The 14,760-nt window shown below is 74.6% G+C and carries 13 protein-coding genes; 4 read left to right on the top strand and 9 right to left on the bottom strand.

From position 1 onward, the window contains the following. Nucleotides 1-831, bottom strand: an 831-nt coding sequence (locus tag ACFWEK_RS09740; protein ID WP_430553918.1) for an extracellular solute-binding protein, incomplete at its 3' end; no start/stop codon positions are given. 223 nt (nt 832-1,054) lie between these two features. Between ACFWEK_RS09740 and ACFWEK_RS09735 the strand changes: the two genes are divergently transcribed. Next, on the top strand, nt 1,055-2,077 hold the full coding sequence (locus ACFWEK_RS09735; protein ID WP_430548302.1) for a LacI family DNA-binding transcriptional regulator: 1,023 nt from the start codon (nt 1,055-1,057) through the stop codon (nt 2,075-2,077). A 116-nt stretch (nt 2,078-2,193) separates the two neighbouring features. Next, the gene (locus ACFWEK_RS09730) at nt 2,194-4,011 is read left to right on the top strand and encodes a glycoside hydrolase family 13 protein (protein ID WP_430553917.1); all 1,818 of its coding nucleotides are present in this window, start codon (nt 2,194-2,196) and stop codon (nt 4,009-4,011) included. A 133-nt stretch (nt 4,012-4,144) separates the two neighbouring features. On the opposite strand, the gene dusB is transcribed toward ACFWEK_RS09730, so the two are convergent. From dusB to ACFWEK_RS09690, 8 genes are all read right to left on the bottom strand, one after another. Then, complete coding sequence (gene dusB / locus ACFWEK_RS09725) at nt 4,145-5,383, bottom strand: tRNA dihydrouridine synthase DusB (protein WP_430548300.1); 1,239 nt, start codon at nt 5,381-5,383, stop codon at nt 4,145-4,147. A gap of 78 nt (nt 5,384-5,461) precedes the next feature. Next, the gene (locus ACFWEK_RS09720) at nt 5,462-6,067 is read right to left on the bottom strand and encodes a response regulator (protein ID WP_430548299.1); all 606 of its coding nucleotides are present in this window, start codon (nt 6,065-6,067) and stop codon (nt 5,462-5,464) included. Next, the gene (locus ACFWEK_RS09715) at nt 6,064-7,278 is read right to left on the bottom strand and encodes a sensor histidine kinase (RefSeq protein WP_430553916.1); all 1,215 of its coding nucleotides are present in this window, start codon (nt 7,276-7,278) and stop codon (nt 6,064-6,066) included. Before ACFWEK_RS09715 ends, ACFWEK_RS09720 begins: the two co-directional genes overlap by 4 nt. A gap of 44 nt (nt 7,279-7,322) precedes the next feature. Continuing rightward, nucleotides 7,323-8,132, bottom strand: coding sequence for an ABC transporter permease (locus tag ACFWEK_RS09710; protein WP_430553915.1), 810 nt, complete (start codon nt 8,130-8,132; stop codon nt 7,323-7,325). Then, nucleotides 8,129-9,106 (bottom strand): ABC transporter ATP-binding protein, encoded by a 978-nt coding sequence (locus tag ACFWEK_RS09705; RefSeq protein ID WP_430553914.1) that lies wholly within the window; start codon nt 9,104-9,106, stop codon nt 8,129-8,131. The genes ACFWEK_RS09710 and ACFWEK_RS09705 overlap by 4 nt, the downstream gene beginning before the upstream one ends. A gap of 149 nt (nt 9,107-9,255) precedes the next feature. Beyond that, nucleotides 9,256-10,812, bottom strand: coding sequence for an aldehyde dehydrogenase family protein (locus tag ACFWEK_RS09700; protein ID WP_430553913.1), 1,557 nt, complete (start codon nt 10,810-10,812; stop codon nt 9,256-9,258). After that, complete coding sequence (locus ACFWEK_RS09695; protein ID WP_430553912.1) at nt 10,809-12,149, bottom strand: 2-oxoadipate dioxygenase/decarboxylase family protein; 1,341 nt, start codon at nt 12,147-12,149, stop codon at nt 10,809-10,811. The genes ACFWEK_RS09700 and ACFWEK_RS09695 overlap by 4 nt, the downstream gene beginning before the upstream one ends. 17 nt (nt 12,150-12,166) lie before the next feature. Then, the gene (locus tag ACFWEK_RS09690) at nt 12,167-13,357 is read right to left on the bottom strand and encodes an NAD(P)/FAD-dependent oxidoreductase (protein ID WP_430548293.1); all 1,191 of its coding nucleotides are present in this window, start codon (nt 13,355-13,357) and stop codon (nt 12,167-12,169) included. A 144-nt stretch (nt 13,358-13,501) separates the two neighbouring features. Between ACFWEK_RS09690 and ACFWEK_RS09685 the strand changes: the two genes are divergently transcribed. Together ACFWEK_RS09685 and ACFWEK_RS09680 are read left to right on the top strand one after the other, a co-directional pair. Further along, complete coding sequence (locus ACFWEK_RS09685; RefSeq protein WP_430553911.1) at nt 13,502-14,452, top strand: LysR family transcriptional regulator; 951 nt, start codon at nt 13,502-13,504, stop codon at nt 14,450-14,452. 105 nt (nt 14,453-14,557) lie between these two features. Then, a complete protein-coding gene (locus ACFWEK_RS09680) occupies nt 14,558-14,707 on the top strand; it encodes a hypothetical protein (protein ID WP_429764160.1) in 150 nt (49 codons plus the stop codon). Nucleotides 14,708-14,760: the final 53 nt, after the last annotated feature.

Genomic DNA, 14,760 nt, shown 5'->3' with positions numbered 1-14,760 from the left:
GTCCTTGAACTGCTCGAGCATCCACGGCCCGCCGATGACGAACGGCGACTGGCCCTTGGCGAACGCCTCGACCGCGATGTCGTACGAGATGTCGATGCTGAGGTTGCCCGCGTCGCCCTGCTCGCCGAGCCACGTGGCGAACGCCTCGCCGTTCTCGCCGCCGAGGGCGAGCTCCGGCCGGTACGAGCCGTCGTCGTTCTGCTCGAAGACCGGCGCGCCGAACGACGTCTGGAACGGGTAGTACGTGTAGGGGTCGCCCTTGTCGCCGTCCGACTGGATGAGGAACGGGAACTTGGTGCCGGCCTTCTTCCCCGCGGCGACCATGTCGTCGTACGTCTTCGGCGCCTCGGGCGCGAGCTCCGTGTTGCGGATGAGCGCGATGTTCTCGATCGCGTACGGCAGGCCGTAGACCTGGCCGTCCTGCGTGAACGCCTGCACCGACACCGGGATGAAGTCGCCCGCCTTGTCGCCGAGCTCGATCGGCGCGACCACGCCGTTCGCGGTGAACTCGCCGAGCCAGTCGTGGGCACCGACGGTGATGTCGGGGCCCTCGCCCGTGGGGACCTGCGCGAGGAAGTCGGCGCGGATGTCCTCGAAGTTCTTCTGGACGATCTCGACGTCGACGCCGGACTCCGCCTCGTACGCCTCGGCGGCCGTCGTCACCGCGGCCTCGCGGGTCTCGTCGACCCAGACCGTCAGCGAGCCCGAGGCCGAGGGCTTGGCGCTCGCGTCCGCGTCCGCGCTCGCGTCGCCGCTCGGCTCGCCGCTGCCGCACGCCGTCAGGGCCAGGGTGGTGGCCAGGGCCGAGGCGAGAAGGATGCTCCTTCGCATCGTGGTTACTCCCAGCTGTCATCGGTGGACGGCCCACGCGACGCGCTCGTCGCGGGGCCCTTGATGCCCACAACGTACGGATCGTTGCAGCGGTATGCAAGATCTTGCGATAACTTTTCAGCAACGCGCGGCAACAAGGAGGCGACGCGCAGGCGACCGGCGGCCGACCCGTCGGCGTCCCACCCCAGGACGAGGAGGTCCCGTGTCCCCTACGATTCCTCGGGTGCGAACCCGACTGAGCGACCTGGCGGAGCAGGCAGGCGTGTCGACGGCCACCGTGTCCCGCGTGCTCAACGGCAAGCCCGGTGTGGCCAGCTCCACCCGGCAGGCCGTGCTCGCGGCGCTCGACGTCCTCGGGTACGAGCGCCCCTCGGTGCTGCGCGGCCGCTCCGCGGGCCTCGTCGGCCTCATCGTCCCCGAGCTGACCAACCCGGTCTTCCCCGCCTTCGCGCAGGCGATCGAGTCGATCCTCGCCCAGCGCGGTTACACGCCGTTGCTGTGCACGCAGGCGCCGGGCGGCACCACCGAGGACGAGTACGTCAGCACCCTGGTGGACCACTCGGTCGACGGCATCGTCTTCGTCTCCGGCCTGCACGCGGACACCCGCGCGGACCACACCCGCTACTCGATGCTGCGCAGCCAGGGCGTGCCGATCGTGCTGGTCAACGGCTACGCGCCGGGGATCGACGCGCCGTTCGTCTCGCCCGACGACGCCGCGAGCGTGGACGTCGCGGTGCAGCACCTGGTCACCCTGGGCCACCGCACGATCGGCCTCGCGATCGGCCCCGAGCGGTACGTCCCCTCGCGGCGCAAGCTCGCCGCGTTCCTCGCCGCGCTCGTGCGGCACGGCCTGGCCGACGACGAGGCCGCAGCCCGGGAGCACGTACGTTCCAGCCTCTACACGCTCGAGGGCGGGCAGGCGGCGGCCGCCGAGCTCCTCGACGCCGGGCACACGGCCGTCGTCTGCGCGTCCGACCTCATGGCGCTCGGCGCCGTGCGCGCCGCGCGGTCGCGCGGGCTGTCGGTGCCCCACGACGTCTCGGTCGTCGGGTACGACGACGCGCCGCTCATCGCGTTCACCGAGCCGCCGCTGACCACCGTCCGGCAGCCCGTCGAGGCCATGGCGAGGGCCACCGTGAGCGCGCTCCTCACCGAGATCCAGGGCGAGCAGGCCACCCGCACCGAGCTGTTGTTCGCGCCAGAGCTGGTCGTGCGGGGCTCCACGGGGGCCGCACCGAAGGGCTGAGAGCCGCATTTCGGGGTCCGTTGCTGCAACCCTTGCAGCAACGCTTACACTCGACGGTCTGACACGGATCGACCGACCGTGCCGACCCCGACCCCGATCAGGTGAGGAAGCCAGCGATGACCTCCACCCAGCCCGCACCCGTCCCGACGGCGACCGACGACACGGGGGACGACACGGGCGGCCTGCTCCGCACCGGCGCCGTCGTGCACGCCGGGAGCGGCGACGCGCGGCAGTGGTGGCGCGACGCCGTGATCTACCAGGTCTACCCGCGCTCGTTCGCCGACGCGAACGGCGACGGCATCGGCGACATCCCCGGCGTGACGGCGCGGCTGGACCACCTCGAGACGCTCGGCGTCGACGCCGTCTGGCTGTCCCCGTTCTACCGCTCCCCGCAGAACGACGCGGGCTACGACGTCGCCGACTACCGCGACGTCGACCCGCTGTTCGGCACCCTCGCCGACTTCGACGACCTGCTCGCCGGCGCCCACGCCCGCGGCATCCGCGTGATCGTCGACCTCGTGCCGAACCACACCTCGGACCAGCACGCCTGGTTCCAGGAGGCGCTGACCGCCGCCCCCGGCTCCCCCGAGCGCGCGCGGTACATGTTCCGCGACGGCCGCGGCGCCGACGGCTCGCAGGAGCCGAACAACTGGCAGTCGATCTTCGGCGGCCCCGCCTGGACGCGCGTCACCGAGCCCGACGGCACGCCCGGGCAGTGGTACCTGCACCTGTTCGACTCGACGCAGCCCGACCTCGACTGGACCAACCCCGAGGTGCGCGCCGAGTTCGAGGACGTGCTGCGCTTCTGGCTCGACCGGGGCGTGGACGGGTTCCGCGTCGACGTCGCGCACGGCATGATCAAGGCCGACGGCCTGCCCGACTGGGACGGGCACGTGGAGATGGTCGCCGGCTCGGCCGACGACGACGCCCCGGTCACCGACCCCGGCGCCCCCGAGGACGGCTCCACGGGCGCCGGCAACCAGGGCCCGATGTTCGACCAGGACGGCGTGCACGAGATCTACCGCGCCTGGCACCGGGTGCTCGCCGAGTACGACGGCGAGCGCTGCCTCGTCGCCGAGGCGTGGGTCGAGCCGCTCAGCCGCCTCGCCCGCTACGTGCGCCCGGACGAGATGCACCAGGCGTTCAACTTCTCGTTCCTCACGACCGGGTGGGACGCCGCCGCCCTGCGCACCGTCGTCGAGGCGTCGTACCGGGCGAACGACGAGGTCGGCGCGCCCACCACGTGGGTGCTGTCCAACCACGACGTCGTGCGGCACCCGTCGCGGCTCGGCTCCGCCGACCCGTCGCTCAAGGTCAACGGCGTCTTCGCCACCGACCCGCAGCCCGACGAGGAGCTCGGCCTGCGGCGCGCCCGCGCCGCCAGCCTGCTCATGCTCGGCCTGCCCGGGTCGGCGTACCTCTTCCAGGGCGAGGAGCTCGGCCTGCCCGAGCACACCTCCCTGCCGAACGAGGTCCGCCAGGACCCGGGGCACTTCCGCACCGGCGGCGCCGAGGCGGGCCGCGACGGCTGCCGCGTGCCGCTGCCGTGGGCGGCCGACGCCCCCGGCTACGGCTTCGGGCCCGCCGGCGAGCCGTGGCTGCCGCAGCCCGCGTCGTTCGCGCGCTACGCCGCCGACGCGCAGTACGGCGTCGCGGGCTCGACGTTCGAGACGTACCGCGCCGCGCTCGCGCTGCGCAAGGCCGAGGGCCTGGGCCAGGGCGCGCTCGCGTGGCTGGACGCCTGGGCCGGCTCGCCGCACGTCGTCGCGCTGCGCAACCAGGACGTCGTCGTGATCGCGAACCTGGGCACCGAGCCGGTGCTCCTGCCCCGCGGCGCCGAGGTGCTGCTCGCCTCCGGCCCGGTCGTGACCGACCGCTCCGCCGACCCGCAGACCCGCGTCCCCGCCGACACCACGGTCTGGCTCCGCGCCTGACCGACCCCACCGAGGTAGGACGAGAGCTGCCGAGGTAGTACGAGACTCCGCGAGGTAGCGCACCTCGCCAGGCCCGTACTACCTCGGCAGGTCTCGTCCTACCCTGCGGAGGCTCGTACTACCTCGGCGACGGTCAGCCGCCGCTGACGCTGAGCTCGGCCTCGCGCAGCTTGGCCTCGAACTCGGCGTCGAGCTCGCGGGAGTCGAGCCAGCCGTACGGCAGGTGCGGCTGCTTCGGCGAGCCGGCGCGCCCGCGCGGCCCCTCGGCGTCCTCGCCCGGGTACCCCTGCTCCAGGTCGAGGGCGTCGAGCCGCTCGCGCAGCTCGGCCAGCGTGGAGACCATCGCGAGCGCGTGCCGCGCCTCTCCCCCGACGACGTACCCCTTGAGGTACCAGGCCATGTGCTTGCGCAGGTCGCGCATGCCCTTGCCCTCGTCGCCGTCGAAGTAGTCGATCATCAGCTCGCCGTGCCGGTAGATCGTGTCGGCGACCTCGCGCAGGCCGGGGCGCACCCGCGTCGTCGTGCCGTGGAACGCGGCGGCGAGGTCGGCGAAGAGCCACGGGCGGCCCTGGCAGCCGCGCCCGACGACGACGCCGTCGGCCCCGGTCTCACGGACCATGCGCAGCGCGTCCTCGGCGGACCAGATGTCGCCGTTGCCGAGCACGGGGACGCTGCGCACCTCCTCCTTGAGCCGCGCGATGGCGGTCCAGTCGGCGGTGCCCGAGTAGTACTCGGCGGCGGTGCGGGCGTGCAGCGCCACCGCGGCGACGCCGAGCGACTCCGCGATGCGACCGGCCTCCAGGTACGTGAGGTGGTCGTCGTCGATGCCCTTGCGCATCTTCACGGTGACCGGGACGCCGTGCGGCTCGGCCGCCTCGACGGCCGCCCGCACGATGTCGGTGAAGAGCTGCCGCTTCCACGGGAGCGCCGAGCCGCCGCCCTTGCGCGTCACCTTGGGCACGGGGCAGCCGAAGTTGAGGTCGACGTGGTCGGCCCGGTCCTCGCCGGCGATGATCTGCACCGCGGCGCCGACGGTGGCCGGGTCGACGCCGTAGACCTGGGCGGAGCGCGGCGTCTCGTCGTCGCCGAACGTCACGATCCGCAGCGACTCGACGTTCCGCTCCACGAGGGCGCGGCTGGTCACCATCTCCGCCACGTAGAGCCCGGGGTCGTAGCCCTGCGACGCCCCGGCCTCGCGGCACAGGGTGCGGAACGCGCGGTTGGTGACGCCGGCCATCGGGGCCAGCACCACCGGGGTGTCCACGGTGATCGGCCCGATCTGCAGCGGCGGCAGGACGCGCTCGGCGGCGGGCACGGCCGCGCCGAGGTCGCCGGACGCGGGCGTGCTGACGGGATCGAGGGTGGAAGTCACGTCCCCATTGTCGCAAACCGCCGCCGGGCCCCCGCGGTCAGGTTCGTCACCCCCTCCGGGCGCGCCCCGCAGGGGTGGTCAGAGCCAGCCGTTGTCCTGCGCGATCCGCACGGCCTCGGCCCGCGTGCGTGCGCCGGTCTTGCCCATCGCCGCCGACAGGTAGTTGCGCACGGTGCCCTCGGAGAGGAACGCCTCCGCCGCCACCTGCGCGACCGTGCCGCCGTCGGCCGCGAGCGCCAGCACGTGCCGCTCGCGCTCGGTGAGCGGGCTCGCCCCCACGGCCAGGGACGCGACGGCAAGGTCGGGGTCGACGGCGCGCAGCCCGGCGTGCACGCGGCGGACGGCGTCGGCGAGCTGCTCGGCGGGCGTGTCCTTGACGACGAACCCGCTCGCGCCGGCGTCGAGAGCCCGGCGCAGGTAACCGGGCCGGCCGAACGTGGTCACGACGAGCGAGCGGCACGCCGGCAGCTCCCGGCGCAGCGCCGCGGCGGCCGCGATGCCGTCGAGGCCGGGCATCTCGACGTCGAGCAGGGCCACGTCGGCGGCGGACGCCCGCGCGGCGTCGAGCACCTCGTCACCGCGCCCCACCTGGGCCACGACCTCCAGGTCGGTCTCGAGGTCGAGGAGCGCGGCGAGGGCGCCGCGCACGAGGGCCTGGTCGTCGGCGAGCAGCAGTCGGATCACGGGACGATCCTGGCATCGCCCGGACCCGGCCCGGGACGGACGGTGACGGCGAGACGGAACCCTCCGAGCGGGCTCGGCCCGGTCTCGAGCACGGCGCCTGCCTCCCGGGCCCGCGCCGTGAGACCCGCCAGCCCGTTCCCGCCGTCCGTGCGGCCTTCCGGGACGCCATCGCCGTCGTCGTCGACGACCAGGCGGTCCGCCGCGGCGGTCACCACGACCCGGGCGGCCCCGGAGTGCCGCAGCACGTTGGTGGTGCCCTCGCGCAGCACCCACGCGAAGAGCTCGCGGTGCTCGGCGGGGACGCCGTCGACGGCGCCCGGGAGGTCCGCCTCGATCCCCGCCGCGTCGAGCGCGGACCGGGCCGTGGCCAGCTCGCGGGCGAGGGTCACCTGTCGGGACCCGGCGACCATGCCGCGCACGTCCGCGAGCGCCCCGCGGGCCAGGTCCTGGATATCGGACACCTCGCTCGCGGCACGTTCCTCGGGCGCCGTGGCCGGGCGGTCGGCGGCGGTGCGCAGCAGCTTCGCCGCGAGCTCCGCCTTGACGGAGATCACCGTGAGCGAGTGGCCGAGCACGTCGTGCATGTCGCGGGCGATGCGCTCGCGCTCGCGGGCGACGGCCAGGTCGGCGAGCTCCTGCTGCGCGGCGATCAGGCGCCGGTTGCGGTCGATGACCTGGGTGAACCCGTACACGGCGGCGCTCGCCAGCACCACGGCCAGCGCGTTGCCGTCCTCCGTCGCCCAGCCCGGCAGCACCCGCGGCAGCACGAGCATGACGACGATGCTCGCCACGAGGATCCACAGGGGGGCGCGCCCCCCGAGCGAGTAGATCGCCGTGACGCAGACGAAGACGAGGCCCACGAGGCCGTGCTCCTGCGCGGCGAGGCACGACAGGGCGACGCACGCGACCTGCACCACGATCAGCACGACGGCGGCGCGGCGCGGCACCCTCCCCCGGCGCTGCAAGGTCAGCACAGTCCCGGCGAAGACCCCGCCCACGCCGAGCACACCGAGCACACCGACGACTCGCCGCGCCAGGGTCTCGGCGTCGAGCGACGCCGTGAGCGGCTCGGCCAGGAAGACGACCCAGACCACCGAGACGAAGAGCCCGAGGCGGCGCCTCGCCCAGGGGGGTGGGCCCGGGGCCACGGGGCCGGACGCGACGCCGCCCCCGGGCTCGTCGGGCGGCGCGGTGGGGGACGTCGAGATCACGTCCCCCACCGTGCCACGCCCGGGCAGGCGGCGGGCCTGGCTGCTCACACCCGCGCCGTGTCCTTGCGGAACCGCCAGGCGGCACCCGCGGCGAAGATCGCGGCCCAGGCGACCACGTTCACGACGGCCGCGGGCCCGAGGTCGCCCCCGAGCGGCGCGTGCACCAGCTCGGCCAGACCGTAGGTGGGGAAGAACTGCGCCACGGTGGCCCACCAGCCGTCGCCGAGCGGGACGAACAGGCCGCCGGCGAACGACAGCAGCGCGAGCAGCGGGCCCAGGATCTGCATGACGTTCTCCGCAGGCAGGAGATAGCCCATGAACAGGCCGAACGCCGCGAAGACCAGGGAGCCCACCCAGGCCAGCAGGGCGCACAGCGCCCAGGCCCCCACCGACATCTGGGCCCCGGTGAAGGCCGCGACGACGAGCGTGAGGGCGACGGAGGCCGCGCCCAGCACCATCGAGCCCGCGACCTTGACCGCGACGTACGCGGAGGGCCGCAGCGGCGTCAGTCGCAGCTGCCGGGTCCAACCCTGGGCACGTTCCACGGACACGCTCGCCCCGCCGCCGGTCGCGGTCACCATGGCCCCGTAGAGCGCCATCGAGACGGCGATCCACCCCGTGACGTTGCCGTTCCCCGTGCTCTGGTTCGCGTAGTCGCCCTGCAGCCCGAAGATGAGGAAGAGGACCGGCGGCATGACCGTCGAGAAGATCAGGGTGCGCCGGTTGCGCAGCGAACGACGCAGCTCGAGGGCCAGGTAGGTGCGCACCGCGGCCGACGTGCGGATGCGTGGCCGCGCGGCACGGGTCGTCGTGACGGCCGGCGCCGCGCCGGTGGTCGAGGTGGTGGCGCTCATCGGGTGGCTCCGTCCGTGCTCGGCGCGGCGCCGGGGGCCGCGGTGGTGGTGAGGGCGACGAACGCGTCCTCGAGGTTCTCTGACGCCACCTCGAGGTCACGCGCGGGGGTCTGCGTGAGCAGGAAGCGGGCGACGGCGTCGGAGTCGGGCGTGCGCACCAGGAGCCGGGCCCCGCGGTGGTCGATGGCGTCCACGGCGGGCAGCTCCCGCAGGCGCGCGGCGACGGCGGCGCGGTCGCCGTCGTCGTCGATCCGCGCGCTCACCGTGCGGCCGGACGCGAGGCTCCGCACCTCCGCGGTGGAACCGTCGGCGACGACCCGGCCCTGACTGACCAGCACGACGCGGTCCGCGTACGTGTCGGCCTCCTCCAGGTAGTGCGTGGCGAACACGACGGTGCGGCCGGCGGCGGCGTCGGCGCGGATGGCGGCCCAGAACTCGCGGCGGCCCTCCACGTCCATGCCGGTTGTGGGCTCGTCGAGGAGGAGCAGGTCGGGCTCGCTGACCAGCGCCATCGCGAACCGGAGGCGCTGCTGCTGGCCGCCGGAGCACGTGCCCACCATGCGGTCGGCGAGGTCGGCGATGCCGGCACGCTCCAGGTACGGCACGGGCGAGCCGGTGCGGCCGAACAGCGCCGCGGTGAGGGCGACCGTCTCGCCGACCGTGATGTCGCGCAGCAGCCCGCCGGTCTGCATGACGGCGGCCACGCGCCCGGCGGCGATCGCGTCGGCCGGGTCGGCGCCGAACACCTGCACGGTGCCGGAGATCGGGGCGCTCAGGCCGAGGACCATGTCGATCGTGCTGGTCTTGCCGGCGCCGTTGGGGCCGAGGAAGGCCACCACCTCGCCGGGGGCGATCTCCAGGTCGATGCCGTCGACCGCCCGGACAGGTCCGGCGGGCGACGGGAACTCCTTGCGCAGCCCGCGCAGGCTCAGCGCGGGGGTGCTCGCGGTGTGCGAGCCGGTCGTCGAGGTCATGCCTCGATCGTCGTCGCGCGCCGCCCTGACCTGCAGGGTCGCCTGTCACGACGTGGCCATGACATCTGTCATGCCCAGCGTTGTGGGTGGGCTCGTGGCCCTTGTCGAGCCCGGAAGTGGGCCACGAGCCCACCCACGACGGGGGCGGGTCAGCCGAAGTTCACGCCCTGCGCCAGGGGCAGCTCGGTCGAGTAGTTGACCGTGTTGGTGACACGACGCATGTACTGCTTCCACGAGTCGGAGCCGGACTCGCGGCCGCCGCCGGTGGACTTCTCGCCGCCGAACGCTCCGCCGATCTCCGCCCCGGAGGTGCCGATGTTCACGTTCACGATGCCGCAGTCGGAGCCGACCTCGGACAGGAACGTCTCCGCCTCGCGGACGTCGAGCGTGAAGATCGCGCTGCTCAGCCCCTGCGGGACGTCGTTGTGCAGCGCGATGGCCTCCTCCAACGTCTCGTAGGTGAGCACGTAGAGGATCGGCGCGAACGTCTCCCGGCGCACGACGTCCGTCTGCCCCGGCATCCGCACCAGCGCGGGCGAGACGTACGCCGCGCCCGGTGCGCCGTCGACGTCCACCGCCGCTCCCCCGACGACGACCGTGCCGCCGTCGGCCCGCGCCTCGTCGAGGGCGGCGAGCATCCGGTCGCGGGCGCCCGCGTCGGTGAGCGGCCCGACGAGTGTGCCGTCGGCGCGCGGGTCGCCGATCGGGAGCCCGGCGTAGACGGGCTCGAGGCGGGTGACGAGGTCGTCGACCACCGACGAGTGCACGATGAGCCGCCGCAGGGAGGTGCACCGCTGCCCGGCGGTGCCGGCCGCGGCGAAGACGATGCCGCGCACGGCGAGGTCGAGGTCCGCGGACGGCGCGACGACGGCCGCGTTGTTGCCGCCGAGCTCCAGCAGGTACCGGCCGCCCCGCCCGGCGACGACGGGCGCCACCTGCTGGCCCATGCGCTCCGAGCCGGTGGCCGACAGCAGCGCGACGCGCCGGTCGGCGACGAGCGCCTCGCCCGCGTCCCGGGCCCCGAGCACCACCTGGCTCACCGCCTCCGGGAAGCCGGCCTCCGCCAGCGCGCGGCGCAGCAGCGCGTTCGACGCGAGCGCGCTCAGCGGCGTCTTCTCGCTCGGCTTCCACACCACGGTGTCGCCGCAGACCAGCGCGACGGCCGTGTTCCACGACCACACCGCGACCGGGAAGTTGAACGCGCTCACGACGCCCACCACGCCGAGCGGGTGCCACTGCTCCATGAGGCGGTGGCCGGGGCGCTCGGACGGCATCGTGCGCCCGCCGAGGGACCGCGACAGGCCCACGGCATAGTCGCAGACGTCGATCATCTCCTGCACCTCGCCGAGCGCCTCGGAGGTGATCTTGCCGGCCTCGATGGTCACGAGCTCGGCCAGGTCCGCCTTGTGCTCGGTGAGCAGCTCGCCGAGTCGCCGCACGACGCCGCCGCGCACAGGGCCGGGCACGGAGCGCCAGGTGCGGAACGCCTCCGCGGCGGCGGTGATCGCGGCGTCGACGTCGGCCGCTCCCGCCTCCGGGAGCGTCAGCAGCGCCTCGCCGGCCAGCGGCGAGACGACGGGCAGCCCGCCGTCGGCGGGGGCGGCGGGGACGTCGGCGCCGATCCGGGACAGGGCCGCGAGCGCGGCGTCGCGCAGCCCGGCCGTCAGCGTGCCGGTGGTCGGGGTTCCGTCGGTCTGGGTGGTCATGCCTGGGCTCCCTGTGGGGTGGAGGGGTTCTCAAGGTGGTGGGGGTCGACGCCGAGGCGCTTCGCCGCGCGGTCGCGCGACGCCGCCACCTGCGCGGCGTACAGGTCGAAGGGGTCGAACAGCTCGCGCCCGACGGCGCCGGCCATCCAGTCGGCGTCACGCTCCTCGCCCGCCTGGCTGGCGTCCTTGGACCCCTCCTCGGTGAGGTTCGACTGGAAGATCCCGGCGGCGGAGCGGGGCAGGAAGTCCTCGTAGACGATCGGCTCGCGGGTCACGGTCCCGTCGTCGCCGACCTCGTACGTGAAGTACCCCAGGCCCTGCCGGGCGAGCCCGGCCTCGGTGTCCGGGAAGACGCGACGCCACACGTCGGGCGTCGCGCCCTCCACGACGGCGGCGTCGTACCGCGCCCGCCCCTCGCGGGTCAGCGCGATCCCGCGCGCCTCGACCTCGCCGAAGCGCACGCGCAGGGAGTCCTGCACGACCTCGCCGTCCGGGGTGCGGAACGTCCGCGGCTCCGCGAGCGCGCGGAACGACGTCTGCCGCAGCAGCACGTCCGGCCCCTCCCACAGCGGCGGGCCCTGGATGGCGTCGATCATCGTGATGCCGCGCGCCTCCATGCGGGCGTACAGGTCGTCGATGTCGAGCACGCGCGGGGTGAGGTGGTTGATGTGCGTGGACGGCACGCCGCCGATGTCCGCCGCCACCGCGGACACGGCCTCCAGCTCCCGGTACCAGGCCTGGTCGACCGGCTCGCGCCCCAGCTCGAACGCGGCCGTGGCCAGGCGCAGGAACTCCGCGGCGTCGGCGGCGGACAGGCCGCCGTCGGCCTCCGCCCGGTCCGCGAGAGCCAGCAGCTCGGGCCCGAACAGCGACCGCCGCGTCAGGAAGGTGTCGAGCCGCGCCTGCAGGTCGGCGCTGAAGAACCGCCGGTCGGACGGCACCAGCATGGACGTGAAGACGCGGAACGGGTTCCGGGCCAGCTCGGCGCGGTCGGTCGGCCGGAACGCCGTGGAGATGACGGGCACGGAGGACGACGACGCGTCGCGCAGGTCGTAGAACCCCACCGGGTGCATCCCCATCGCGCCGAAGATCCGGGCGACCTGCTGCAGCTCCGCGGGGGTGCCCACGCGGATCGCGCCGTGCCGTTCGGCGGTGACGCGGTCGATGGAACCCAGCCGCTCGGCGTCGGCGCCGCGGGCGCGCACGACGTCGGCGTTGACGTCGTGGGACACCTCGAGCAGCGTCGTGTAGGCGGGCACCTCCCGCCCGTACATGTCGGAGAGCGAGCGCGCGAACGCGGCGCGGAGCTGCCACGGCTCGAAGTGGTCGGTCGTCACGGTGCGTGCGTCCTCTCTCAGATGATGTTGGCCTCGGTGCGCGACCGTCGCGCCCCGAACCGCCCGGCGTCGAACGCGGACACGTCGACCCCGTGTGCCGCGGGCGTCCCCGCCCGGCCGAGGTACAGGTCGGTCACGGCCTCGCCCACGGCGGGCGCCTGCAGGAAGCCGTGCCCGGAGAAGCCGCAGGCGTACAGGAGGCGCGCGCCGCCGGGGCCGGTCGGCGCCTCGCCGATCAGCGCGTCGTGGTCGGGGGTGAGCTCGTACAGCCCGGCCCAGCCGCCGGTCAGCGGGGCGTCGGCGAGCGCCGGGGTGGCGCGCGCGGCGAGCCCGCGCAGCCACGGCTCCCACGCCGGGTCGTACGCGGTGTCGAAGCCGACCGGGGTGTCCGGCTCCGAGGCACCCAGCAGCAGCGTGCCGCGGGCGTCCGCGTTGTGCAGGTAGAACGTGGTGCCGAAGTCGATGGTGAACGGCAGCGTCGGCGGCGCCGGCTCGAGGGGCGCGGTGAGGGCGATCTGGCGGCGCACGGGCTCGACGGGCAGGTCGATTCCCGCGAGCGCCCCGACGGCGCGCGACCAGGCCCCGGCGCACACCACGACGACGGGCGCGGTGACGGCGCCCCGGTCCGTGACGACCGTCGACCGGCCGTCCGGACCGGGCTCGACGGCGGTCACCGGGGCACCGGTGACGACGCTCGCCCCGTGCCGCCGCGCGCCGTCCGCGTACCCGGCGACGACGGCCGCCGGGTGCGCCCAGCCGTCGCGGGGCGCGAAGGCGGCGCCCGCGTACGCCGTCGCCGAGAGATAGGGGTTGAGCCGGCGGGCCTCGGCGACGGTGAGCAGGCGGCTGTCGACGCCGAGGGCGCGCTGCATCGCGACCGACCGCCCGAACAGCGCGACGTCGTCGTCGGTGGGCAGCGCGAACAGGTAGCCCGTCTGCCGGAGCCCGACGTCGCGGCCCGGTCGCTGCCGGAAGTCCTCGAAGAGCTCCAGGCTGCGGTGGCCCAGCGCCACGTTCGCCGGGTCGGAGAACTGCGCACGCACGCCGCCGATCGGCTTGCCCGAGCTCCCGCCGCCGAGCTCCCCCGACTCCACGAGCACGACGTGGGCACCCGCCTCCGCGAGGTGGAACGCGACCGACGCCCCCATCACCCCGCCGCCGACCACGACCGCGTCCGCCCGCGACGGCACCGCCTGGGAATGCTCCACCCGACCTCCTCGTCGACGCCGCCGGCGCGCACGTCATCGCGCCGCCGTGCCTGCGCCCATCGTGGACCCCGTGGAGCGTCCAGCACCATCGAAGATTCCTCGTCGAAACCGTCCAGGATCTCTGCACGGTTGTAGCCTGGCCGGATGGACACCGGTGCGGCCGAACCGCCGGGACGCGACCTGCCGTGGTCGGGACTGCGCGCGCTGCGCGCGCTCGCCGACCACCGCACGATGACCTCCGCCGCGGCGGCGCTCGGCTACACGACCGGCGCCGTCTCGCACCAGCTGGCGGCGCTCGCCCGGGCGGTGGGGACCGAGGTCGTCCGGCCGCACGGCCGCGGGGTCGCGCTCACCGAGGCGGGCCTCGCGCTCGCCGAGCGCGCCGAGGCCCTTCTGGCGGCCCAGCGCGACGCCGTCGACTCGGCCCGCGCGGCGAGCGGCGACGCGTCGGGCACCGTGCGGGTCGGCGCGTTCGCGACGGTCGCGGCCAGCCTCCTGCCCCAGCTCGTCGCGCGCGTGGCCGAGTCGCACCCGCGGATCACGCTGGTCGGTATCGAGCTCACCGTCGACGACGTGGCAGGCGCGGTGCGCCGCGGCGACGTCGACCTCGGTCTCGGCCTGGACTATCCCGGCGCGCCCATCCCCCGGCTCCCCGGAACGGCCCTCCGACCTCTGCGGACCGAGCGATTCGAGCTCGTGTCCACGCCTTCCTCGGACCTGCCGGCCCGCCTCCACCTCGCCGACCTCGCGGACATGACCTGGATCCTGCCCCCGCTGCCGACCCACTACGGCGCGGCGGTGCGGGGCGCCTGCCGCGCGGCCGGGTTCGAGCCCCGCGCCGCGCACGAGGTGAACGACACCTCCACGACGTTGGCCCTGGTGGCACAGGGGCTCGGCGTGACGCTCGCCACGCCGATCATGCTCACGCTGCGTCCCGCCCACGACCTGCGCACGACCACCCTGTTCGACCTCGTGGAGCGCGAGATCGTGCTGCTCGAGCCGTCGACGGCGCCTCGCCGTCCCGCGGTCGAGGCGGTGGCCCGGACCATCGAGGCCGTGGTGCACGGGACGGGCCGGTTCACGACCGGCTTGTGACGGGCATCACGGGCGAAGCCGACAACGCGCGTGTATCGGGAATGCGTGCCAACATCGTCGCGATCGCGTCGCCGCACGGGCGGCGCGAAGAGACTGGAGGTCCCCATGCCCGCATGGCTCATCCTCGTTCTGGTCGGCGTCGTCCTCGTGATCCTCGGGGTCGCGACGAGCATCGGCCAGTTCCTGATCTGGCTCGGCGTCATCGTCCTGGTCGCGAGCCTCGTGCTCGGGCTGGTGCGGCGAAGCCGCACCTGAGCGAGCAGCGTCAGGGGGACGCACGAAGGGGCTCGGGTCCGCTGCGGCGGACC

The organism is Isoptericola sp. NPDC060257 (genome assembly GCF_042726645.1).
Lineage (GTDB): Bacteria > Actinomycetota > Actinomycetes > Actinomycetales > Cellulomonadaceae > Isoptericola > Isoptericola nanjingensis.
Note: the sequence above shows the minus strand (reverse complement) of the source record. Positions and strands in the feature narration are given on the sequence as shown.

Coding starts and splice junctions, on each gene's coding strand:
- ACFWEK_RS09730 (WP_430553917.1), top strand. CDS start 2,194: ATGACCTCCACCCAGCCCGCACCCGTCCCGACGGCGACCGACGACACG.
- ACFWEK_RS09710 (WP_430553915.1), bottom strand. CDS start 8,132: ATGAGCGCCACCACCTCGACCACCGGCGCGGCGCCGGCCGTCACGACG.
- ACFWEK_RS09705 (WP_430553914.1), bottom strand. CDS start 9,106: ATGACCTCGACGACCGGCTCGCACACCGCGAGCACCCCCGCGCTGAGC.
- ACFWEK_RS09700 (WP_430553913.1), bottom strand. CDS start 10,812: ATGACCACCCAGACCGACGGAACCCCGACCACCGGCACGCTGACGGCC.
- ACFWEK_RS09685 (WP_430553911.1), top strand. CDS start 13,502: ATGGACACCGGTGCGGCCGAACCGCCGGGACGCGACCTGCCGTGGTCG.
- ACFWEK_RS09680 (WP_429764160.1), top strand. CDS start 14,558: ATGCCCGCATGGCTCATCCTCGTTCTGGTCGGCGTCGTCCTCGTGATC.